Origin of the sequence: Pantoea sp. B65 (assembly GCF_047308185.1) — a bacterium.
Taxonomy (GTDB): Bacteria; Pseudomonadota; Gammaproteobacteria; order Enterobacterales; family Enterobacteriaceae; genus Erwinia.
This window is the reverse complement of sequence record NZ_JAHXPU010000015.1, coordinates 247496-271229: the sequence shown is the minus strand read 5'-3', so window position 1 is coordinate 271229 and position 23734 is coordinate 247496. Positions and strand designations below refer to the sequence as shown.

Annotated in this window: 24 protein-coding genes; 7 read left to right on the top strand and 17 right to left on the bottom strand. The window is 52.8% G+C overall.

Features of this window, described 5'->3' with window-relative positions; translation table 11 throughout:
* Positions 1–20: 20 nt before the first annotated feature.
* From sctT to JWF83_RS04025, 14 genes are all read right to left on the bottom strand, one after another.
* Complete coding sequence (sctT, locus tag JWF83_RS04090) at positions 21–773, bottom strand: type III secretion system export apparatus subunit SctT (RefSeq protein ID WP_413648866.1); 753 nt, start codon at positions 771–773, stop codon at positions 21–23.
* 9 nt (positions 774–782) lie between these two features.
* Positions 783–1040 carry an EscS/YscS/HrcS family type III secretion system export apparatus protein gene (locus JWF83_RS04085; RefSeq protein WP_413648865.1) on the bottom strand — a complete coding sequence of 86 codons (258 nt, stop codon included), beginning with the start codon at positions 1038–1040 and terminating at the stop codon, positions 783–785.
* Positions 1040–1711 (bottom strand): EscR/YscR/HrcR family type III secretion system export apparatus protein, encoded by a 672-nt coding sequence (locus JWF83_RS04080; RefSeq protein WP_413648864.1) that lies wholly within the window; start codon positions 1709–1711, stop codon positions 1040–1042. The genes JWF83_RS04085 and JWF83_RS04080 overlap by 1 nt, the downstream gene beginning before the upstream one ends.
* Entirely contained in the window at positions 1701–2645 is a 945-nt protein-coding gene (locus JWF83_RS04075; protein WP_413648863.1) for a FliM/FliN family flagellar motor switch protein, read from the bottom strand. Before JWF83_RS04075 ends, JWF83_RS04080 begins: the two co-directional genes overlap by 11 nt.
* Complete coding sequence (locus JWF83_RS04070; RefSeq protein WP_413648862.1) at positions 2642–3592, bottom strand: hypothetical protein; 951 nt, start codon at positions 3590–3592, stop codon at positions 2642–2644. The genes JWF83_RS04075 and JWF83_RS04070 overlap by 4 nt, the downstream gene beginning before the upstream one ends.
* On the bottom strand, positions 3568–4026 hold the full coding sequence (locus JWF83_RS04065) for a hypothetical protein (protein WP_413648861.1): 459 nt from the start codon (positions 4024–4026) through the stop codon (positions 3568–3570). Before JWF83_RS04065 ends, JWF83_RS04070 begins: the two co-directional genes overlap by 25 nt.
* Complete coding sequence (gene sctN, locus JWF83_RS04060; RefSeq protein WP_413648859.1) at positions 4016–5296, bottom strand: type III secretion system ATPase SctN; 1281 nt, start codon at positions 5294–5296, stop codon at positions 4016–4018. The genes JWF83_RS04065 and sctN overlap by 11 nt, the downstream gene beginning before the upstream one ends.
* On the bottom strand, positions 5296–5694 hold the full coding sequence (spaK, locus tag JWF83_RS04055; protein WP_413648857.1) for an SPI-1 type III secretion system chaperone SpaK: 399 nt from the start codon (positions 5692–5694) through the stop codon (positions 5296–5298). The genes sctN and spaK overlap by 1 nt, the downstream gene beginning before the upstream one ends.
* Before the next feature lie 14 nt (positions 5695–5708).
* Positions 5709–7778: an EscV/YscV/HrcV family type III secretion system export apparatus protein gene (locus JWF83_RS04050; protein ID WP_413648856.1), complete on the bottom strand. Its 2070-nt coding sequence runs from the start codon at positions 7776–7778 to the stop codon at positions 5709–5711.
* 32 nt (positions 7779–7810) lie between these two features.
* Positions 7811–8962: a type III secretion system gatekeeper subunit SctW gene (sctW, locus tag JWF83_RS04045; protein WP_413648855.1), complete on the bottom strand. Its 1152-nt coding sequence runs from the start codon at positions 8960–8962 to the stop codon at positions 7811–7813.
* The gene (sctC, locus tag JWF83_RS04040) at positions 8959–10629 is read right to left on the bottom strand and encodes a type III secretion system outer membrane ring subunit SctC (protein WP_413648853.1); all 1671 of its coding nucleotides are present in this window, start codon (positions 10627–10629) and stop codon (positions 8959–8961) included. The genes sctW and sctC overlap by 4 nt, the downstream gene beginning before the upstream one ends.
* The gene (locus JWF83_RS04035) at positions 10626–11396 is read right to left on the bottom strand and encodes a helix-turn-helix domain-containing protein (protein WP_413648852.1); all 771 of its coding nucleotides are present in this window, start codon (positions 11394–11396) and stop codon (positions 10626–10628) included. Before JWF83_RS04035 ends, sctC begins: the two co-directional genes overlap by 4 nt.
* A 402-nt stretch (positions 11397–11798) precedes the next feature.
* Positions 11799–12719 (bottom strand): alpha/beta hydrolase, encoded by a 921-nt coding sequence (locus JWF83_RS04030; protein WP_413648850.1) that lies wholly within the window; start codon positions 12717–12719, stop codon positions 11799–11801.
* A 316-nt stretch (positions 12720–13035) separates the two neighbouring features.
* Complete coding sequence (locus tag JWF83_RS04025; protein WP_413648849.1) at positions 13036–13698, bottom strand: HAD-IA family hydrolase; 663 nt, start codon at positions 13696–13698, stop codon at positions 13036–13038.
* Between the two features lie 349 nt (positions 13699–14047).
* On the opposite strand from JWF83_RS04025, the gene ptsP reads away from it, so the two are divergent.
* The 7 genes from ptsP (at position 14048) to JWF83_RS03990 (ending at position 21636) form a co-directional block, all read left to right on the top strand.
* The gene (gene ptsP / locus JWF83_RS04020) at positions 14048–16570 is read left to right on the top strand and encodes a phosphoenolpyruvate--protein phosphotransferase (protein WP_413648847.1); all 2523 of its coding nucleotides are present in this window, start codon (positions 14048–14050) and stop codon (positions 16568–16570) included.
* A gap of 44 nt (positions 16571–16614) precedes the next feature.
* Entirely contained in the window at positions 16615–17670 is a 1056-nt protein-coding gene (locus tag JWF83_RS04015) for a PTS fructose transporter subunit EIIC (RefSeq protein ID WP_413648846.1), read from the top strand.
* A gap of 22 nt (positions 17671–17692) precedes the next feature.
* Positions 17693–18949, top strand: coding sequence for a class II D-tagatose-bisphosphate aldolase non-catalytic subunit (locus JWF83_RS04010; RefSeq protein ID WP_413648844.1), 1257 nt, complete (start codon positions 17693–17695; stop codon positions 18947–18949).
* Between the two features lie 55 nt (positions 18950–19004).
* Positions 19005–19322, top strand: coding sequence for a PTS fructose-like transporter subunit IIB (locus JWF83_RS04005; protein ID WP_413648843.1), 318 nt, complete (start codon positions 19005–19007; stop codon positions 19320–19322).
* 43 nt (positions 19323–19365) lie between these two features.
* Positions 19366–20310 carry a transaldolase gene (gene tal, locus JWF83_RS04000; protein ID WP_413648842.1) on the top strand — a complete coding sequence of 315 codons (945 nt, stop codon included), beginning with the start codon at positions 19366–19368 and terminating at the stop codon, positions 20308–20310.
* An 87-nt stretch (positions 20311–20397) separates the two neighbouring features.
* A complete protein-coding gene (locus JWF83_RS03995) occupies positions 20398–21246 on the top strand; it encodes a helix-turn-helix transcriptional regulator (RefSeq protein WP_413648841.1) in 849 nt (282 codons plus the stop codon).
* Between the two features lie 27 nt (positions 21247–21273).
* Positions 21274–21636, top strand: coding sequence for a PTS fructose transporter subunit IIB (locus tag JWF83_RS03990; RefSeq protein ID WP_413648840.1), 363 nt, complete (start codon positions 21274–21276; stop codon positions 21634–21636).
* Between the two features lie 27 nt (positions 21637–21663).
* Here the strand turns inward: JWF83_RS03990 and JWF83_RS03985 are convergent, their stop codons facing one another.
* The 3 genes from JWF83_RS03985 to JWF83_RS03975 all read right to left on the bottom strand — a co-directional run bounded on the left by JWF83_RS03985 (position 21664) and on the right by JWF83_RS03975 (position 23717).
* Positions 21664–21975, bottom strand: coding sequence for a helix-turn-helix domain-containing protein (locus JWF83_RS03985; RefSeq protein WP_413648838.1), 312 nt, complete (start codon positions 21973–21975; stop codon positions 21664–21666).
* Between the two features lie 60 nt (positions 21976–22035).
* Positions 22036–22584, bottom strand: coding sequence for a TetR/AcrR family transcriptional regulator (locus tag JWF83_RS03980; RefSeq protein WP_413648837.1), 549 nt, complete (start codon positions 22582–22584; stop codon positions 22036–22038).
* A gap of 119 nt (positions 22585–22703) precedes the next feature.
* Entirely contained in the window at positions 22704–23717 is a 1014-nt protein-coding gene (locus tag JWF83_RS03975; protein WP_413648835.1) for a substrate-binding domain-containing protein, read from the bottom strand.
* Positions 23718–23734: the final 17 nt, after the last annotated feature.

Sequence of the window (23734 nt, the reverse complement as noted above, 5' to 3'; positions counted from 1 at the left end):
TTTGCCGCCTGACGCCTGAGTCAGTGAAGTGGGAAGAACATCGTTTCCAGCCTGAGCACCTCAGAAGGCAACACCGGGGAAAAGTAGAGCAGCAACACCATAAAACCGATTAATGTTTTTAGTGATAATGCCAGTGAGAAAGCATTCATTTGCGGTGTATAACGCGCCAGCAGGCCAAGAAAGAACTCGCTGATCAGAAAGATGGTCAGCACCGGCGCAGAAAGGCGCAGCGCATGTTTCATCAGCTCGCCGATATAGCTCACTATCGGCCCGGTTCCCGGCAGCGTGGCCGAGAGCGGCGGCCAGAGCTGGTAGCTCTGTCTCAGCACCTGGAGCAGCTGGAGCATCCCGCCCGCTTCGAGGATAATCGCCACCGCCAGCAGATTGAACAGGTTCGCCAGCTCCGAGGTGTCGATACCGCTCAGCGGGTTTAAGGTACTACTGAGGGTGGCGCCGCGCTGGTTATCAATCAGGCTGCCCATCGCATGCAGGACCCAGAACGGCAGGCAGAGAAAAATGGCAATCACCAGCCCGATCAGCACCTCCTTGATCATCAGCGCGCTAAATTCCATTATCTCCAGTTGCCAGACCAGCACGCCGGGGGCATGCCATAATGACGCCCCCAGCAAAAAGGCCAGCGGAAACTTAAACAGCCCGGTAAGGATCGACTGGCTCAGATAGGGCAGCAGGATAAACAGCGGCAACAGTCGCGCCGACCCCAGCATCACCATAAACAGCCAGTTATTCAGCTCAAAATAGAGGTCGGTTTGCATATTTTGCCATTACCTTTTAAGCGCGAAATAGATCACTTCCTTGCCGTACGCCAGTAATGTTTCGCCATACCAACCGGAGAGTAAAAATAAACAAATACATACGCCGAGCAGCTTAATGCCAAACGGCAGGGTCTGTTCCTGTAGCTGGGTCACCGTCTGAAATAGCCCGACCAGTAAACCAATAATGGTCGCCACTACGACCGGTATCGCCGAGAGGATCAATACCAGCCAGATCGCTTTATTACCGGCCAGAACCACTTCATTCATCAGTACACCGTCCCCGCGCCGCTGATATCAAGATACTGTTCCAGCAGTCCTTTTGAAATCAGCGTCCATCCATCCATTACCACAAACAGCAGCAGTTTAATCGGAACCGAGATGGTTACCGGGCTCATCATCATCATGCCGAGGCACAGCAAAATACTGGAAATCAGCAGATCGATAACCACAAAGGGTAAATAGATATAAAAACCAATTTTAAACGCGTCTTTTATTTCCGTTAATGCATAGGCCGGTAGCAGAGCAAACAGCGAAGGAGGGGGTGTCTCTTCCTCATCCGGCAGTTCCCCGTCGCGCGCGCGCTGTGCCTGCTCAAAAAAGCGCGCTAACTCCGGATCGCTATATTTCTGCAGATAGCGTTTGTAGTCGGCAAAACCACTATCAATCCAGGCTTCGATGGTTTCAGCGCTGCTTAAATCGATCGGCTGGTGCTTAAAATGGTTATATCCCTCCTTCATCACCGGCATCATGACAAACATCGACAGCACAAAGGCCACGCCATTAAGGGTGATATTCGATGGAATTTGCTGTAAACCAATCGCATTTCTCACCATAACAAAGACGATAGAGAATTTGATATAGCTGGTGCCGCAGGCAATCAGAAACGGAGCCAGTGACGCAAGGCTCAGCAGCGCAATCAGCGAGATATCATTCTCCATACTGCGCCTCATAACATAGCGTCTGGATCTCCACCCCCAGCCGCTCGTCGGCCATTACCAGCTCGCCTTTCGCCAGTAATGCCCCATTGGCACAGATAATAATGCTATTTTCACCGCCGTCTCCGGCGGCAAGCACATCGCCAATATGCAGTTCCGACAATTCATCCAGCGTCAGGGTTATTTGATTAATAATAAAGGTCAGCTGTAGCGGGATATTATTAATACCAATGCGTCGCTGTTCTGCCGCTTCCTGATGGTGCAACGGCGGGTAAGCGTCCTGTTCATCCTCATCGTCATAGATATCTTCCAGCATAAAATAGTCTTCCTGTTGTCTGTATTTTGCCAGGGTCCTGGCGCCAGTCTGTACCGACTCCGTAAGCTGATTAATCAGCAGCACATCGCCGACCGCCAGTTTCTTCACATAACGCAGACTCAACTGGCTATTACCGAGCACAAAGTCCAGCCGGAGGGGAAGATCACCATGCAGCAGCGAGGGCTGGAGCTGGCACAGATGACGACGGTAGTGCTCTGCCACCCGCAGTAACCAGCCATCGCCATAGCTGGTGCTGACCACCGGCATCAGGCGCCGATATTCATCAGCTGAGACCGCCAGGGTAGAGATGGACAGCGCTTCTGTCGCTTGCCCCGGCAGGTTGAAGCTCAGTTCCGCGCCACTGTAGTGAAACAGATCGCGGATTTCCTCCGGCGCCACCAGATCGGCACGTAGCCCGCTCTTTTCCGGCAGGCTGTGACCAAACCAGGCGCGCAGATCGACCAGCAGTTCACTCCCGGCTGCGCTGGTCGCCCGCGCCAGAACCGCGCCGGGCGGCGGCGTGCTCATCGGCACCGTCTGGCCCAGTGACTGCCAGTAACGACAGGCTAACTGCAACGCCGAACGGGTTGCATCGTAGTGCCGGAGCGACAGCGCTTTCATTCTTCATCCTCGCCGTTCGCCGGCGGCTGTTTATCGCGCCGCTGTTGCTGCTGGTCACTGGCGCGCTCTTCCGCGAGGATAGCGCCCATGATCGGCGCATTATTGATCATCGCTTCCTGCAAACGGCGGCTTACCAGCGGGTCTGATGGGTTCATCATTACCGTGAGCTGCTGGTTGCCATCACGCACCGCCGTCAGTTGGACCCGGTGTTCGCTGCCCCATGAGGTAAAGGCGTAGCTAATCCTGTTCTGTCCATTGCCATCCGTCACCGGCTTCGTCACTGGCTGCGCCTGCGCCGGTATGATCTGTCGCACCCGCTGCCGATCTGCTGAGGGCGGCGGAAACTCACGGTTGAGCGATGGATGGCCGTCTCTTGCCGGCAACGGTGTCGGAATCGGCGTGCCCCGGTGATCCTCTGGCCGCGGCTTCTCTACCTTTAGCGCTACCGATAATTCGTCGCCCGCCGGTGTTGCGGCGCTTAACTCAGCTGCACTGACGGCGGGCGCCGGCGGGCGCTCGCCAGCCACCGGTTGCTGGCTGACCAGCGGCGGCGGCGGCGGCAGCTGGCTGATCAGCGGCGGCAGCGGCGGCGCGCTGGTCACTGCTGACGCACTGCGTGGTTGATCCACCGGCAGCACTGACGCCGATGGCGGCGGCGGCGGCTGATGCAGGCTGGGTGCTGGCGTACGCCCTGACACCGGTATCACGGCAGAAAAGGTGGGGGTGTTGTCCGCTTCACTGCGGCTGTGCGGCAGACTCAGCGCCAGCGGCAATGGTTCCGGCAGCGGAACGGGTAACGGCGGGCACCAGCCAGTCGGCAACAGCGGGTCTGGCTGTTGCCGACTGGCTTTTTCCAGTTGCTTATCCAGCTCGCCCGCTGCGGCGTCTTCGGTGTCAGCCAGCGGCAGCAGCGGCTCTGCCGTCACTGCGGTAATGATATTTGCCAATTTCGCAGCTCCTCTGTCTCCGCCTCATGTCGCCGCTGTCGGCCGTGCTCCTGCTGCTGCCGGCAGCGGCGCAGATGGTCGGTCATTTTGTCCGCTTTGCGCTGCAGCCTGTTGCGCTCGCTTTTCAGGACATCCCGTTGCTGTGTCAGTTGCTCAAGCTGCTGACGCTTATCGGCCAGCATCAGATCAATTTCTGCCAGCCTGCGCTGTAACGAACCCTGATGCGCCTTGTTCTCCAGAATCGCTTCGAGACTGGTTTCACCGGCCATCACCAGCGATACCAGATGCTGCTGCAACAGCAGTCGCTGTTGCTGTGCGCCAGCGATCTCCGCCTCGGTGGTATTGACGCTGATCTGCACTTTTTGCCGCGCGCGCTCTTTGCCGGTCACCCGCTGCTCAAGACGACGAATCACCATATTGATGTTACTGAACAAGTTGTTGCATCCTTATCAGCGTGTCGTTGAGGGGCTGTTTGCCGTCCAGCGGCTGGCACAGAAAACGGCGGATCTCAGCGATGGCATTGAAAGCGCTATCATGCTCATGATTGATCCCCGGCTGGTATTCACCGAAATCAATCAACACCTGCAACTCTTCAATTCTGGCCATCATCTCGCGCATACTGCCGGCGATCGCCTGATGCTGCTCGCTGGTGACCCGCTGACCCACGCGGCTGATACTGCGCAGCACATCTATCGCCGGATAGTGATTTTTGCCGGCCAGTTTGCGGCTCAACAGGATATGACCGTCGATAATCGAACGTACCTCTTCGGCCACCGGATCGGACTCTTCTTCATTTTCCAGCAAGATAGTGAAAAACGCCGTAATACTCCCCTGCCGGGTACGGCCAGGCCTTTCCAGCAACGCGGGCAGTTTCTCAAATACCGAGGCCGGGTAACCGCGTCGCGCCGGCGGCTCTCCGGCGGCCAGCGCCACATCACGCAGCGCACGGGCATACCGCGTAATCGAATCGAGAAAAAGCAGGACGTTGCTGCCGCGATCGCGAAAATATTCGGCGATGGTCATTGCCGCCGCCGCGGCATTCACCCGATCCAGCGCCGGATAATCCGATGTGGCATACACCAGCACACAGCGCGATTTACGCTCCATGCCCCGCAATGCTTCAACAAATTCGGTCACTTCGCGACCACGTTCGCCAATCAGCGCGATCACAAAAATATCGCCATCGGCATTATTAATCAGCATCTGCATCAGGGTGGTTTTACCGCATCCTGCGGCGGCAAAAATCCCCATACGCTGACCGATACCACAGGTGAGCAGACCGTCGATTGCCCGAATGCCGGTGGTTAACAAATCGCTGATGCCGCGCCGTTGATGGTAGGCCGGGGGGGCGGCATATACCGGACGGCACTCGACCTGAGTCGTGTCGCCTGGCGGCGCGAGGCGTTCGATCACCGTGCCGGAAGGGGTTACCACCGTACCGGCAAGGTGATCTGATACCTCAATCATCAGGCTGTTCCCCGTCGGGCTGATCACCATATCGCGCGCCAGTCCTTCGGCAGAACCAATCAGGCTCAGTAGCGTTGAGTCCCGCTCGAAGCCCAGTACCTGCGCCCTGGCAACGATGGTTCTGTCGCTGTCGCTGCGCAGCACATGACACACTTCACCAATCCTGACGCCAGACAGTCTGGCTTCCAGTATCGGCCCGGTGACCCGCAACGGGTGCGCCTGATAGCGGACCAGCATCAGCGCAATACCTCACAATATTTGCGCAGACTCAGATAAAAAGTTTCCAGCGCGTCACCAAACATCGCTTCATTCAGACAGCCCTCCTCGAGGACACACTTCAGTACTGTCGCATTCTCTTCCCTGGCAATTTGTAACTGCCCGGTGACGGAATACTTGGCTGGCTCCAGCAGCAGCGCCAGCACCTTGTCCGCAACCTGTGACAGAACGTGGCTGTTGTAATCACAAAGCTGTGACCACAGCACCACCTGCTTATCGACCACGCTGACTAAAATTCCGGGCAGGCCGTCAAAATCCAACAGAATAGTGGAGTGGCCATCAAAATTGTTAAGCAGCGAGGCGTCGCATCCGCCAGCACGAAGTGATTCACGTACCAGGGTGGCAATATCAATATCCATCTGAAGGTCCCTTATTATTGAATTGATTTGATGACATCGATTGAAATGCCTTCTGAAATTTCACCAAAAGAAAGCACCTCAAGATTTTTGAATTTATTTTCCAGAAAACGCTTCACAAAGCGCCGAATATCGACGGACGCCAGGATGACGTAATCTTTCTGTGACATCAGAATTTCGCTAAGTCCGAGGGTAAAAGTGTCCATCAATTTTTCGGAAACTGCCGGTTCCAGATTAAGAAAGGTTCCGCTGGAAGTGCTGCGGATCCCCTGACGCAAGGTCTCTTCCATTTCGACGGAAATTAATACCGCCTTCAGGGAATTACCGACGGCAAATTTATGACTGATATAGCGGCACAGCGCGGTGCGCACATGCTCTACCAGCGTAATGACATCTTTTTCGCGCGGCGCCCAGACCGCAAGAGACTCCATAATCAGTTTGGTATTACGCACCGAGATTTTTTCCCCGAGCAGCCGCTGCATCACCTCGGAGGCGCGCTGTACCGTGGTGTGGCGCATCACTTCTTTAATCAGATCGGGATAATCCTTCTCCAGTTTATCGATATGCGCTTTGGTCTCCTGCACGCCAAAATACTCGCTGACATTGCGCACCAGCGTATTGGCAACGCAGTAGTAAAGCTCGTCAACCGGCGTACGGGTGTGGAAACCCAGCTCGCTTAGCATCGGACGCTGTTCCGCCTCCGCCCAGACCGCGCCTGCGGTGCTGATCAGCGGGATCCCCAGTTGGGCCAGCTCATCGTTAACATTCACCACGGTCACCTGCCCGAACAGAATGTCGAACTCCTCAGCCTGAATTTCATTAATCAGCAGCGCCACTTTGTCCGGTTGTTGATTTTCTGCTGCACGGATAACCAACGCCGGCAGATGAATGCCGTAATCGACAAAAAACTGGCTACGAAAACGCCCGGCAGCGTCAAGCTGATTGAGGTAGTCACAGGCGGCAGGGCTGGCGCGGACAATCAACGGGATCGTCAGCGGGGTAACCTCGTCAAGGTCGTCAATCAGCCCCAGTTGGGTGGCGGCATCCGCTGGCGGTGAGGCATCCCCCTTTGCCGTCTGCGCGCCCTGCTTCTGGCCGGCGGTTTTGTTGCCGCGATCTTTTTCCCGTGCCTCACGCCATTTAAGGAAAAACAGGCCGCCAGGGATCAACGCCAGCAACATAAAGATCAACAGCGGGAAGCCGGGCAGAAAACCGATCGCCAGCGCAATAATGGCGGCAATCGCCAGCACAAATGGGTTGTTCACCAGCTGCGACATCATGGTGATCCCCATATTGTCGCCCTCACCACCGACCCGGGTGACAATAAAGCCGGCGCTGATGGCAATCAGCAGCGAGGGAATTTGCGCTACCAGCCCGTCGCCAATGGTCAGCATGGTATAGGTGGAAAGCGCCGTCGACATATCCATGCCATGCTGATTGACGCCAACGCTAATGCCGCCGATAAAGTTGACGAAAATCACCAGAATGCCGGCGATGGCATCGCCTTTAATAAACTTCATGGCGCCATCGAAAGAGCCATATAACTGGCTCTCTTTCTCCAGAATGCTGCGGCGCCGCGTCGCCTCCGCGGCGTCAATTGAGTTCGCGCGCAGATCGGCATCAATACTCATCTGCTTGCCGGGCATACCATCGAGAGAGAAGCGCGCCGCCACTTCCGCCACGCGCTCCGCCCCTTTGGTAATCACCATAAACTGCACAATGGTGACAATGGCGAAAATCACAAACCCCACCACCAGATTGTCGCCGATAACAAACAGGCCAAAGGTGGCAATAATTTCACCGGCATCGGCATCATTCAGGATCAACCGGCTGGTGCTGATCGATAGCGCCAGACGAAATAAGGTGGTGATCAGCAATACCGCCGGAAATGATGAAAAACTGAGAATACGGTCAATATAAAATGAAGAAAGGAAAACCAGCGCCGAGATAACAATATTAAGTCCAATCAGAAAATCGATCAGATAAGTAGGTAACGGAATAACCAGCATGGCGATAATAACAATCACCAATAGCAGAATAAATAGCTCCGGGTGTTTCCTCAACTGGAGGATAAAATCATTCACCATCTCAGATACCTGGCCTCTCCGAAAAATAAAACTTAATAACCGCGGCTCTGCGCCAGCTCCTGGTTATAGCCATGACCAATTAATGCGACAAAATGCTGATGCAATATCTCCTGCTGCTCGCTGTCATCATAAATCTGCGCAGGAAAGCCGGTAATAAACCGATAAATTTTCTGCAGAAAGCGCACCCGGATGCTGGTTGGCTGATGCGTCAGTACGCCACCCGCCAGCTGTTCCAGTTGCTGATACAGCAACCCGCCATCTTTCAGCAACGGTAAAATAAACAGCAGCCACTGGTCTTCGCTAATCGGGAACTGAGCAATAAACTTGTCATCCCTGGCACATTTAATAAATAACCGATCGCTGGAGCGAATAATTTTTATTTGTGTCAGTCGTCCGAGCAGATTGCCAAATTCCATATCAGTGCATCCCGGATCGCTGGCATTCATATCGGCCAGTAGCGCGCTTTCCATAAAATTAATCATCATATGACGGCGATTGCCGCCAAACATCAGCACCCAGTGCAGATATATTTCGCGCTCAGTTTCATCACTTTCAATAAAATTCCGATAACTCTCTCTGACTATCACCGGTGAAAGATTGAGTTGCTTACCAAATAAACGCGCTTTCAGCGCGACATTAATGCCTGACTTCAGTCGCTTTGGGTCAGCGCTCTGCTCAAGGCTGGCTAACGCCTGTTCCAGCAGTTCCCGTTCAATTTCGGCGATATTGCGCTGTTTCAGCATCTGTCGTAGCGCCACCACCCGATCGCTTTCATCCGGAAATAGCGTTCTCAACTCCTGCAACAACAGCGCCGGCTGGTTTACCGCGGATACCCGGATAATCCGCCATAAGCAGTCGAGCTTTGCGCCAGCATCCTCATCCAGCAGCTCGTATAACTCCGCCGCCGCATAAAAATCACTGCGTTTTTCTACTTCGCGCCGGTTACGCACCAGCGAAACATACGCCGACAGTTCATCCACCGAGTTGAGGAATTTCTCCGTGGTCATCAGCAGCCCATCATCGTCAGCGCTCCGCCCTGCGGTGGCCGTAGTGGTATTGCCCAACGGCTTACGCAGACTGTCATTCAGCTCGCTCTTTTTCCCCGTCGTCCGCCCTTTATCCTGCGCAGGGGTACCAGTGACGGCTGGCGGCAACAGGTTCAGGGAGGAGATCGCGTCACTCACCGCTGCGCATCCAGGAAATTGTTCATCCAGTCAAATAGCTGATCCTCTACCGGTTTGTTGCGCAGATCGCTAATCAGCCGGTTGCCGTCGCGGCTGTTATGGCTATCAATTTCTTTGGGCTGGATAAGAAATACCCGCACCATATTCGCGCTGCGGCTCTGACGATAGCCGAACAGCCGTCCGATAAACGGAATATTGCTCAGACCAGGAATACTCTGGCGCAGATTGCTGTTTTCATCACGCGTATAGCCGCCAATCAACAGGCTTTTTCCTTTCGGCACGCGCGCGACGGTGCTGATAGTGGTGCGTCCGACCTCCGGTAAACTGTTCTCATTGCTTCCTTCCCGCCGGTATTCGTTACCATCCTCGACGCTGAGCATCATCTCAATCTCCTCGGCATCGGTAAAACGCGGCAGGACACTGAGCGAGGTGCCGTAAGTCACATGTTCCAGGCTGGTCGCACGCTCGCCGATCAGTCGGGTGTAAAAAGTGCGGCTATTGTCGAAAATCGCCGGCACATTCTCCTGAGTCAGCAGCATCGGACGCGAGACAATATTGGCGCGATTCTGTTGCGACAATGCCATCACCGCCGCCATAAAACTGGCGCCATCGACGGTACTGGAGATGCCGCTATTCAGCGCCACGCCAAACTGCCCGGTGAGATTAAAAGAGCCGCGCCAGGAAACGCCGAGCTGCTCCAGTTCATCTTTCTGCAGATCAACAATCCATACCGACATCTCAATATGGCGTTTTGGCACATCCAGCATACTGACCAGCCGTTTGATATTGTTCAGCTGCTCCGGCTCTCCTTTAACCAGCAGGCTGTTATTATCCGGATTGGCAATCACCAGAATGTCGCTGGACGCCGATAGCGCCGTGCGCGAACGGGAACCCGCACGGCTTGCCGGCAGCGGGGCGTTTAGCGCGCCCTCAGCCCCGGCGGCGTCCTCTTCACCCTCGCTTTCTTCCTGCTGTTGCGCGATCAACGGCTCATAGGGCAGCGTGCTGCCGGCGGACGCGGTCAGAGAGCGGATAACCGACGCCACACCAGGAATGGTAATAACTTCATCGCGATAACGGTACTTACGGTCTTCGACAAAACTGTTATATAGCGGAATGGTAATCAGACTACTGGTATCGTTCTCCCGCACCGCCAGCTGGTCCAGATAGTTCGCGGTCTTTAATACCAGATCGAAATAGACCGGTGGCGCGGAGAGATAAAACGCCTGACTTCCCGCCTCGGTGCGCAGCGGATAGCGATCGTCGTACAGCGCGGAAGAGACGAGGAACTTTTTTACCTCCGCCACCGTGCTATTTTTAAGTCTGACAACACCGTTTTTTAATTCACTGGCGTCAAAAATATAGAGCGTATTGCCATCGTGATACCACACCAACCCCATATTACTGGTGATATTCTCCAGTAAACGTTGCGGGGCGGAGAAATCAAACGTACCGCTAATTTTCTTTTTCGCCGCCTGATTACTAACGATCACCGGGGTTTTCATCCGGGCGGACAGCGCATCAAAAAATTGTTTAACACTGTCTTTTGCCGCGATATAACCCTGAGCCTCCTCCCCGGAGGCTGGCGTCAGTGGCATCGTTGCCGCCAGCGGGCAATAACACAAAGAAACGCTGATCAACAGCCGGAACAGAGCGCTGCGTATCATTTAAGTAACTCGCAGTTGATCATCTTCTTTAAATCCCGCGGTGGAATGCCAAAGCGGTTTTTAACATCGCCGGAAAAATGTGATAGCGATGCGTAGCCATGCTTCATGGCAATAGCGGTCAGATTTTGTTCATCGCCCATAATATCGAGAATCGCGCGGATTAAACGCCAGTCACACATTTCAACTTTGGCGGTATTCCCCAGCGCCGACTTACTTAAGCGGCGAAAATGTGACACCGACAGACCATAGCGGCCGCCAATTTCCCGCAGGGATTTATACTCATCAGAGTGAGTCAGTAAATAATTAACGATCCAGTAGCACTCATTATCGCGGATCAACTGGACTATATTGTCCATGCCCGGGCATTTTTTAACGCTCTGACCAATCAGCCAGTACTCAAACTTTTTTCTCGCCAGCTGCGCCGGACGCCGACACGGACTGAAGCCAAACAACGTTTCGCGTTTTTTGGTTTTCCCCGCCACCCGACTACCGGCATCAATAAAAGCCTGTAATTTGGCCATGGCGATAACCCTGACTTCGACGCCGCTGAGGCTGCCGGCATTAATCACCATCTTTTTACTTTTCACGGCAAACATTCCTGCTTCGCCGGGTTTTAAATTAAAGCTGACATCCCCACTTTGCTGATTAATAATTATTTCACAACCCTGTTCTTCTCCGGCTTCAAACCAGAATAAACGCGTAGTGGCAGCAGGCAGTTCATCACCTGCTGAATACTTTACCGGAGACAGAAAATCGTCCGCACACATCGCATTCAAGTCCTTTTAATCTGACGTCCGCTGAAAATATTGTTCACAACCCGCCAGCTTATTGGCGATGCTGCTAAGCACCAGTTTTATTCCACATAGTGAATTATGTCGGGTTAGCACCGGCCAAGCCTGATGGATATTTGATTAAATATAATTTGGCGCTGCCGCAGCCAACGGCGGCCAGACAGGAATCAATCCTCAGGTCACCCGGAGTGACAGTGTAGTCGCAGGCAGGGAGGTTTATTTATAGAAAACGACCAGCCGCACGCGCACGCCAGCCAGATAAGGCGTCAGCCGAAAAGTAATATGAGGTGGGGGTGGGCGACGCAGGAAGAAAAGATTTACCGCCGCTGGCGACGGTTATCGCCCTGTTTTGGTGCAATAAGCCCGCTGAGCGCGCGATTAAACCGCGATATAAGGATCGTGCCGCCGCTGATGTTCCAGCCAGATGGCATAGGCTTCATCCCATAGCGCCGCTGGCGAACCCGCCCGGCCAAGACCAAAGCCGTGGCCGCCCTGAGTAATGGTGACCAGCTCAACCGGCACACCGGCACGGCGGCAGGTCTCTTTCATAATCATGGTATTATGCGGACTTGCCGTGTGATCGTCCTCCGCATGGGCCATAAACAGCGGCGGAAAGGATTTAGTCACATAATTTTGCACTGACCAGTTCGCTTCGGCTGCCGCAGTGGCGTTATGGCCGACCAGTTCCAGATGCGTGACGGTCTGATTATATGGCGCTTGCAGCGTGATCACCGGATAAATCAGCCCGACGCTATCGACGGACGGCACAATATAATCGAGCTCATCCTGCGGCGGATAAGAAGCAAAGTCTGGCCGGGCGGCGGCCATGCCCAGCAGATGGCCGCCGGCAGAAAAGCCGAGTAAATGCACCTGTTTTTCCATGGCCCGCACCAGACGAATGGCGCGCTGCGCATCCTGTAACGCTACCATTTTACCGTCATGCCAGCCTTCGCCGGGCAGCCGATAACTCAGCACATAGGCGGTAAAGCCATGCTGGTTCAGCCAGCGCGCTACCGGCCAGGCCTCACGGGCCATGCCAATCCAGCGATAGCCGCCGCCGGCAGCGATCAGCACCGCCGCGCCATTGGGGTTTTCTGGTTTAAAGCGCTGAATCGTCGGGCTGACAATATTAAACCATGAACCATTAGTGGTAATACGCATATCGCCGGATGGACCACCGCCGCCCGGTGGATCGTCCGGCCATAGTGGAATAAGATCTTCTCTGGCAAAAATTTTTCCGGTGCTTATAGACAGCAAAGTGGCGCCGGTAGCCAACAAAAACCGACGACGACTAATCATGTTGCATTTCCATCATTCTCTGTAGCGATTACACCATCGAGCCAAAGGCCCCCGGCCCTAACTCGGGCAGGAGCAAAGTTATTGTAAGGTGCAAAGAAAGTGCCAGAATTGATTCCGGCCCCCATCTGACGTTATCGCTGTCTTTACAGAGTTTCGCGCCGGGTACACTTCTGTAAATGGCATAGCCATTCCGGTGTATTGCGGCGGAAAAAGTGAAAGGATTAACGTCCGCTATATATCAACATATTTTCGCAATTTTCTATAGACCAAAGCAGAAATAGTTATGTTAATAATAAGTGAACAATTTAAGGCATTTTTAATTTTTCGCTGACCCATTAAGATAAAAGTTATTCTCGCTTATCGCCGGCCAGATATTGCGATAGTTATCCAGTGTCAGAATACAATCGACATGATGCTCGACTGATTTTGTTGTACGTAACTCAATCACCTGGCAGGATGCGCTTTGCGCGGCAGTTAATCCGGCCAGCGAGTCTTCAAAAGCGATACAGGCGGCGGCGGCCACCCCCAGTGCTTCGGCCGCGAGGAGAAAAGGCTGCGGATGCGGCTTACCTGTCAGCACATTTTCGCTGGTGATCAATATCGGTGGCGCGGGCAACTTTGCCGCCCGAATACGCGCCGTGGCCACTTTACGCGAACCCGAGGTGACTACCGCCCAGGGTATTGCCAGCGACTGCACCTGCTGCAGAAATTCACCGGCGCCATCCACGGCAGCGATCCCCTGCGCGCTTCTCGCCTCATACGCTTCAAGACGCAGAAACTCCTGTTCAATTTCTCCGGCGCTTGCCTGCGGCATAAAGTGACGAAAGGTGGCGATTGCCGGTTTACCGTGCAGAAAAGCGATCACTTCACTGGCATTCAGCCCTCTGGCCTGCGCCCACTGCTGCCATGACTGCTCCACGCGATCCAGCGAATCCACCAGAGTGCCATCCAGATCAAATAGCAATGCCGAAAATTGCATGTCACCTCTCCTGAATTTAGCGGAAGGCCCATATTACGTCAGGCGGCAAACGAAGATAGGGTAATTAGGTGACATGAATAGAAAAATTATATCCTTTTAATGATAATTATCAGGTTGTGATCTTAGTCACATGTTGCGCTTATTAAATAAACAGTTAATTTATCGTTATTTTTCATAATGATAAATAATAACAGAGCAGAATTTCAAATGAGACGCCGATCACACAAATAAAGACAAGCCATTTTTTTACAGTTAAGGCCACAATTTTTCTGTATTCGTAATGCCGGCAACGCGCAACGATAAATATCATCAGAAAATAATTGTGATTGTCAGGCAATCGGGAGTCGGCATGTCGGAGTACATAAAATACTGTTGCGACCTCAAAGAGGGCATCCATGCAAGGCCAGCAAGCCATATCGAGCGCTTAAGCAATACTTTTATTGCTGAGGTTCACTGGACCAATCAGCGCACCGGAATCAGCGGCGATGGCAAAAGCGCCCTGTCACTGGTGAGCACCGATACCCTGACCGGCGATGCGTGTCTGATCACTATCAGCGGTGAAGATGAGATCGACGCATCCTTTAAACTGGAAGACTTACTGGCGAAACTGCCCGGACTGGAGGGAGATCAACCAGAAGCGGTCGAAAACGAGGCCAGGGTTTGCCTGCCGCGGACGTTGCAGGAGACCACACCGCACTTTTTTCAGGGCACCCGTATCAGTGGCGGCGTTGCCCGGGGTAAAGCACAATTTACCCGCGCTTTCAGTTTCGCCACCTTACGTGAACATCTGGCGGCGGCGCATCTGCCGACATCGGCGGGATTAAATCGCTTTCTGAATGGCCTGGAACAATTAAAAACCGCCAAACAACAGAGTCTGGCGACCGCCAAAGGCGTGGAGCACGATATTCTCAGCGCCCATCTTTCGATTATCAACGATGCGACCTTTCACCACCGGGTAAAAGAGTTGATTAGCGCCGGGACCGACTGTTCGCTGGCGATTGTCAATGCCGCCGAAGCGTTTTGCCTGACGCTGGAAAATTCCGCCAGCAACTATATTCGCGAACGGGCGCTGGATGTAAAAGATATTGCGCTACAGCTGGTTACGGCGATTTATGGCGAACAAGCCGTACCGCAGGATCCCTGCAGCCTCAGCGAAAATACTATTTTATTTGCTGACTCTCTGACCCCGAGTAAATTTATCGCGCTGAATAAACATTATCTCAAGGGCCTGGTGCTAACCAATACCGGGAAAACCTCTCATACCGCTATACTCGCCCGCTCCCTCGGCATCCCGGCGCTGACGGATATCGACTTCAGCCTGCTGGCCGACGCTGAACAGCAGCCGGTCATTATTGATGGCGATCTCGGGATCATTATTATTCAGGCCAGTGAGCGGGTCAGACGTTATTACCAGCTGGAAAGCCAGCTCAATGAAGGTATTGCGCAGCAAATGCTGGCGGAATCCGCCGCCTGCGCCGTAACGCAGGATGGCCATCGGGTTGACGTCGCCGCCAATATCGCCAGCTATCTGGAAGCCTCCGTGGCCTTCAGAACCGGCGCTGAAGGGATCGGACTCTATCGCAGCGAAATGGCGTATATGGATCGCGCCACGCCGCCAGACGAAGATGAACTGATGTATAGCTATATTGAAGTCATCAAGCTGGCGCAAGGCAAACCGGTTATTTTCCGCACCATTGATATCGGCGGCGATAAACCGGTTGAATATCTGAATATTGCGCCGGAAGAAAATCCTTTTCTCGGTTACCGGGCAATTCGTATTTATCCGCAATTTATCGATATTTTCACCTGTCAACTGCGCGCCATTTTACGGGCATCAGGCTTTGGTCAGGCAAAAATCATGATTCCGATGATCGCCAATGCCGCAGAGATAAAATGGTGTATCACGATTATTGACCAGCTAAAGCAACAGCTGGCGGCTGACGGTATCGCTTTTAACCCTGAGATTGAAGTCGGCATTATGCTGGAGGTGCCATCGGTTATTTTCAGCATCAGAGAAATCGCGCGCCATGTGGATTTTTTCAGCGTCGGCAGCAATGACTTAACCCAGTACTTTTTCGCCGCCGATCGTGGCAATAGCCGGGTAGAACACCTCTACGACAGCTATCACCCGGCGTTTCTGCGCGCGCTGCAGTTTGCAGTGAGTGAAATTCATGCCTGTGGCAAATGGGTAGGGTTATGCGGTGAGTTAGGCGCCGCCACCGATATCCTGCCGGCATTGATCGGTATCGGCTTTGATGAGCTGTCAATGAGCGCCAGCGCTATTCCGCAGGTGAAAAGCCGTATCAAAAAATTATCGCTCCCCGACTGCCGGCAACTGGCCGCCGCAGTGTGCCAGTGCCCGGACAGTGCCGCAGTGCGCGAACAACTCCGGCAGTTTAGTCAGTCGCTGGCGCAGGCGAAGCCGATTATCGCGCTGGATTGTATCGAGCCCGATCTGCATGCGCAGGATCGTAACGAGGTAATTAAGCGCCTGACCGATAATCTGTTTATCCGGCAAAGAAGCGAAAACCGCAGCCAGCTGGCGGATGATATCTGGTCGCGTGAAGATGCCTTTGCCACTTCCGTCGGTTTTGGTTTTGCCATTCCTCATACCAAATCGGCACATATTATTAATTCCACCATTAGCATTGCGCGCCTGAGTGAGCCAGTGCTGTGGGGTGAGCATCCGGTGAGCATTGTTTTTATGCTGACAATTAATCAGCAGGGCAATGAAAACCAGCATATGAAATATTTCTCGCTACTCGCCAGAAAAATAATGGATGAACAATTCAGACATGAAATAGCATCCGCCGTCAGTCGTGAGGATATCTATTCCGTGGTGATGAGAAATCTCGCAATGGATGTTGTATGAGAGATCAATAATTAAAACATTAATACCCTACTCCGAGGTTTAATATGTTAAGTCTACTCAGAAATACCAAACGTCATTTTATGACCGGCGTGTCCTATATGATCCCGTTTGTGGTCGCAGGTGGTGTACTACTGGCCCTTGCGGTGATGTTTAGCGGCAAGGCAGCAGTGCCGGATCATGGCTTTCTGAAAGCGATGTCAGAGATTGGCATCGCCGGATTAACCCTGTTTATCCCGATCCTGGCGGGCTTTATCGCCTATTCGATGGTGGAAAAACCCGGCATCGCGCCGGGCGCCATCGGCGGCTTTCTGGCGAACTCGATGGGCGCCGGCTTTCTTGGCGGGATGCTGGCGGGGATCATCGCCGGACTGGTAGTGTATTTGCTACTGCAAATTATCAGTAAATTAAAAGTGCCGGACTTTCTGCGTCTGGTGCTGCCGATCTTTATTATTCCGCTGCTCGGCACCCTGATCACCGGACTGGCGATGTATTACGTGGTGGGTAACCCGGTCGCCTGGATCATGAAAGCGCTCAGCGTCTGGCTGGCGGGTATGCAAGGCTCCTCCTTTATCGTGCTGGGGATTATTCTCGGCTGCATGATCACCTTTGATATGGGCGGTCCGGTGAATAAAACCGCCTTCTTCTTTGCCGTGGCGCTGATTAATACCAACCCTCAGTTAATGGCGGCGGTCGCGGCGCCGGTATGTATTCCACCGCTGGGTATGGCGCTGGCAACCTTCTTATTTAAAGGCATCTTTACCCCGGAAGAGCGGGAAAGTGGCAAACCCGCGTTAATTATGGGTTGCATCGGCATCAGTGAAGGGGCCATTCCGTTCGCCGCCGCCGACCCGATTCGGGTTATTCCCGCCAATATGCTGGGGGGCGCGGTAGGTTCAACCTTATCACTCTATTTCGGCGCCACCAACGCCGCACCATGGGGAGGTTTTATTGTACTGCCGGTGATTGGTAATCCACTGGGTTATTTTATCGCCGTACTGGCCGGTACGGTGACCACCGCAGTCGCGGTAAAAGTACTGAAAACCGTGATTAAAGCTAAAGAGAAACCTGAGTCTGAAGAACTGAATATTTCGTTTGATTAACTGACATCTATCAGGAGTTGATATGAAGAATACGATGAAGCAGTACGTTGACTATATTGTTAACCACGGTAAATCCACCATGCTGGGAATTGGCCCGATGTCACCGGCACTGATTCAGGCCTGTTTTGAATTAGGCAAGGAACAGGATCTGCCACTGATGTTTATCGCCAGCCGTAATCAGGTGGATGCCGACGAGTTTGGTGCGGGTTATGTCAATAACTGGGACCAGTTCCGCTTCGCCGCCGATCTGAAAGCCATGGCGCAACGTGTTGGTTTTGAAGGCGACTATTTCCTTTGCCGCGATCATGGTGGTCCATGGCAGCGTGATAAAGAACGTAAGGACCATATCCCGGAAGAGCAGGCGATGGCGCTGGCCCAGCGCTCTTATATCGTCGATATGGATGCCGGTTTTGATTTATTGCATATCGACCCGACCAAAGATCCCTATGTGGTGGGTAAAGCCATCGAGATTGAAGTGGTGTTAAAGCGAACCGTTGATTTAATCGCCTTCTGCGAAGATTATCGCCAGAAAAATAATCTTAAGCAGTTCTATTACGAAGTCGGTACCGAAGAAACCAATGGCGGCCTGACGTCGATCGAAGCCTATGAAGCTTTTATTGTTGAGCTGAATCAGCGTCTGGACCGCGCTGGTCTGCCGCGCCCGCTGTTTATTGTCGGCCAGACCGGTACGCTGACGCGTCTGACGAAAAACGTCGGCCATTTCGATGATGTGCAGGCAGCCAGCCTGTCACGCATCAGCAGCCAGTATGGCGTCGGCCTGAAAGAGCATAATGGCGACTATCTGCCTGATGATATCCTGCTGAAGCATCCGGGTCTGGGTATTACCGCCATGAATGTCGCCCCGGCCTATGGCACCTGGGAAACCAGAGCCTATCTGAAACTGCATGAAGTGGAAAAGGACCTGGCGAAAAAGAATCTGATCCCTTCCTCCTCCGATTTGAAAGTCGTCCTGACCAAAGAGTGTGTGCTCAGCCATAAATGGGAAAAATGGATCACTGACGAACATAAAAATAAATCGGATGAACAGATATTCGCCGAACCCGAACTATTAAAAGAGATCCTCGAATTATCTGGCCATTACAACTACGAAAAACCCGATGTGGTAGTTGAAATGAAAAAGATGTTTGCCAACCTGGAAAAATTCGGCATTCAACCGCAACGTTATGTGCTGAATAAGATTAAAGATGGCATTCAGAATGAAGCCGAATGTTTTAATATGCCGGGATTAACCAGCAGAGTGGCGCAGTTAAATCATTAATCACAGGTAAATAAGCGCAGCACAATCTTATTTAAATCCTATCTGGAGTATTAATATGACTATTCTGGTTGCGGTCACCGCCTGCCCGACAGGCGTCGCACATACCTATATGGCTGCGGAAGCGATGCTGAATGCAGCGAAAAAGTTAGGCTGGGAAATTAAAGTTGAAACTCAGGGCGCATCCGGGGTGGAAAACCCGTTAACGCAGAATGATATTTCGCAGGCCGATATGGTGATACTGACCAACGATGTGGCGATTAAAGGTGAAGAGCGGTTTGCCAAAAAACGTATTGTCCGGGTTGGTTCCAGTGTTGCGGTTCGTCACTCTGACAAACTGATGAGTAAGATTGCGGATAACCTTGCCGGTAAATAAGAAGCGTGGAGGAGTTTCTCCTCCCCCTTTTTTGAGAGAGAAGATGAATACTTTAGACGCGTTAAAACAGTACAGCACTATTGTCGCCGACAGCGGCGATCTGGACACGATTAGCGAATTTAAACCGCAGGATGCCACCACTAACCCGTCACTGATTTATAAAGCCGCGCAGCTACCGCAATATCAGCCGGTTATTCGCGCAGCGATTGACGCCGCGCGACACGCCTCTGGCGCAGTGCATATCTCTGAGGCTGCGGATCATCTGGCGGTGCGCATTGGCGCGATGATTGTGCATAACATCCCGGGGAAAATTTCTACCGAGGTCGACGCGCGTTTATCTTATGATTGTGAACAGAGCATTATTAAGGCGCGCCGGCTGATCGAGTTATATCAGCAGGTTGGAGTGGATAAAAGCCGGGTGCTGATTAAATTAGCCGCCACCTGGCAGGGGATCAAAGCCGCCGAAGCGCTACAACAACAGGGAATTAACTGTAATTTGACCCTGCTGTTCTCCTTTGCTCAGGCCAGAGCTTGCGCCGACGCCGGTGTTTACCTGATCTCACCTTTTGTCGGGCGCATTTATGACTGGTACAAGGCCAGCCAGCCGCAGACGGAATTCACTGCCGACAACGATCCTGGCGTCGTATCGGTAAAGAAAATCTGGCAGTTTTACAAGATGCACGGCTATAACACCGTGGTAATGGGCGCCAGTTTCCGCAGCACAGAGCAGGTTATGGCGCTGGCTGGTTGCGATCGTCTGACCGTTGCGCCAGCGCTGCTGGAGAAATTAAACGCCTCTGATGCGGCGCTGGTACGGCAGCTGGATTACCGCGGCGAGCCGCAGGCAAAACCGGCGCCGCTAAGCGAAGCCGAATTTCTCTGGCTGCATCATCAGGATGCCATGGCGGTAGATAAACTGGCGGAAGGGATTCGTCTGTTCGCGGTTGACCAAAATAAACTGGAAGCACTACTGGCAGAATATCAATAAGTAGCAGGCAAACTATGACCGGGTATTGAGATTTGTCGCTACCGCTCTGCTAACATTCGCCGTTATGGTCATTAATTTGAAAATGATATGAGTGCGTTTATTCAGTCAATTCTTAGCGAATACAATGCAATTAATAGTAACGCCAGTAGCGTATTAATTGCCAATGGCAAAGCCGAACCACCGGTCATGGCGTATCGTGTTCACTTACCGCGCCTTGAACTGACGGTGAAAGGGGTGATGACGATGCTGGTGGCGAATGGCAATGAGAGGGTGACCAAAATTGTTCAGCCGGTCGGGACAATGGTGTATGTTCCGGCGAATGGCTGGAACCTGCCGGAGTGGTCTTCGCCGGTAATCACCTTATCGCTGCTGTTTTCCAGCCAGGATATTGGTTTTAGCGTGATTAACTGGGATGGGCACGAGTTTAAAGAAGTGGAAAAATTTACCCTCAGTGCAACCAACTCCAATATCAGAGAAGCGCTACTGCAATTAACCGAGAGTCTGGCATGGAGTATCAATGACGCCACCGCCACCTTTTCTCACCTGGTGATGGCGTTAATTAATAATGTGCTGGAAACGCTGGCCAACAGTGCGGCGCCGGATATTAAAGAATTTTCATTAATTAATGAGATAAAAAAACATATCGAAAACAACTTTACCCGAACGGTGACCCGCAGTGCGGTGGCGGAGGTATTCAACATTACGCCCAGTTACCTCTCCAGGCTGTTTAAGAAGTCCTCCGATTTGCGTTTTAATGAGTATCTGACGCTGATACGCATTAAAAAGGCAAGGACGATGTTAATTAATACCAATTTGAAAATTAAAGAGATTTCAGATAAATGTGGCTTTCCCGACAGTAATTACTTCTGTAAGGTTTTCAAGGACGTAAATGACTGTACGCCTCTTGAGTATCGCAGAGTCAACCGGACAGTTTGATTTTTACCAGTGATTGACGGAGTGGATATGAGTACGCTTCACGCAACGACTAAGCTGAATATTGTTGCCGTTACCGCCTGTGTTACCGGTGTTGCGCACACCTATATGGCAGCGGAGCGGTTAGAAAAGCTGGCGAAGGAGTACTCTTTTAACGTCAAGATCGAGACTCAGGGCGTACTGGGGATCAAAGGCAAACTCACCAGCGCCGATGTCGAAAAGGCCGATGTGGTGATTATCGCCTCGGATATTAATATCAATGAACCGGACAGATTCACCCATTGTCGCCTGATTAACGTCAAAATCAGCGCCCTGTTGTTACATCCGGAAACCGTGATCTCATCGATTAAGAAAATCGCCCGCTTTCCACGCAATACGGTCATTGATATGTAATACCCTGCCGGCTACTGGCTGGTCATATTATATATGATGATTTTCCCGATACTGGCCAGGCGTGACGCCAAACTGGCGTTTAAACGCCTTATGAAAGGTCTCATGGGACGGAAAGCCATGTGATAAAGCCACCGCCAGAATCGGACCAGGCTGGCTGCACAACATATTGGCGGCGGCCAGTAGCCGTTTTTGCCGACAGTAAGCGGCAAGCGGCTGGCCGGTAGTTTCCCGGAAAATACGCTGTACATGCCATTTCGAATAGCCTGACTTTTCCACAAAGTCATCAATCTTCAGGCGGTTGTCGATATTGGCGTCAATCCAGACAATTAAGTCAGACACGATATTATCCCTGAACATTATGCACCCCGGTGATTAAAGTATCTGTTAAACCCGGGGCGGTCAGGCACCCAGAGTCATGGAGAGGAGCTGCTGCTCGGTATGGCAAAACTTTTTTTGGCGATGAACTAATGAGGCCAGCCAGACGCCATCAGCCGCCAGCCGGATAACTTCCAGATGCGGATCGCTGTCGGTTGCCTGATGTTTTTGCAGGCGATTTGCCAGCCAGTTATCCCATTTCACCGTCAGATCGATATCGGTTAGCATGGTAAAACTGATGGCCGCCCAGCCGTTCTCTTTTTGATTATCAAGAAACGCCAGCTTCACGTAACCACGGGTAAAACAGCCGTAGGGCAGCGGATCACCGGCGATAAGCTGATCCAGATCTTCATCCAGCCGTTGCAGCATGTCATCGAATAATCCTTCGATCAGCGCCTGTTTACTGGGGAAATGATGGAAAAATCCCCCTTTGGTGACGCCTGCCGCCTGCGCCACCGCGCTAACGGTGACGGCATTGACCCCCTGTTCTGTCGCCAGACGCGCCGCGCTTTGCAGCAACTGCTGCCGCACTTGCTCTGGTTGCCTCTTCCGTGCCTGCGGTTTATCACTCATCAGTACGCCATTATCGCCGAAAAATCAGTCCGTATACTACGTACCTACCGGTCGGTATGTAAAATTAGAATAACTTATACGGCACAATCGGATAAAACCAGCCTGCTGCGGCTGCGCCCTCAGTTTGGTCTGGCGCGCAGGCGGAGAGAGGCCGGTAACCAGCGCTGTAAGCTGGTCGCAGGGCGCTCTTTAATCAGGTCGGTCACCATCTCAAAACAGTTCCACGCCAGCAGTCGCTCATCCTGCGCCACGGTATCAATCGGCACGCACAGCGAATCATACAGATAGTGATCGTCAAAACTACATAGCCGGATATCACTGTCCAGCAAACCATGCTGGCTCAGATAGCGCAGCACGCCCTCCTGCAAACCACAGGCGGCGCAAAACAGCGCTTTCGGCACCCGTCCCAGACGCGAATAGAGTTCAGCGAACAGCTCATAGCCGGAACTGGAGTGATAATGGCCGTAGATAATCCATTCCGGTTTCAGGGCGACGCCGGCACGTTGTAGCCCGCGCTGATAGCCTTCCAGCCGGTCGCGGGTCGGGGAGATTCGCGGTTGCCCGCCAAAGAAATAGAGTTCGTCATACCCTGCCCGCGCCACGTGCTCAATCAGCCGGGCGGTGGGTTCAATCGCATCGGTGATCACCAGCGGTAGCGTCGATTCACCGAGATGGCGGTCAAATAAAATCACCGGCAGCTGCTGGTTTATTTTCTGGTATTCGCCGTCACTCAGCATGCTGGAAGCGACAATCAGTCCGTCAACCTGACGCTGAATCAGGTTGTTGACCGCCAGAATCTCCTGGCTGGCATTTTCATCCGTACAGGCGATCAGCAGCTGTAAGCCATCATCACGACAGAGCTTTTCCAGCTCATGTGAGAACAGTGCAAAACCGTGGTTGGTCATCTCCGGCACCACCAGACCAATAGTATTGCTGCGCGAGGAGTTAAGCGCACGCGCATGGATACTGGGCTGGTAGTGCTCCTGTTTCGCCACTTCCATCACCCGCAAACGGGTGCTTTCCGCCACCCGCAGCTCTTTGCCTCGCCCGTTAAGTACCAGACTGGCGGTGGATTTCGAGACGCCAGCCAGTCGGGCAATATCATTGATCGTGACGCGTTTGCTTTTATTCACAGTTGGCTTAGGGATGG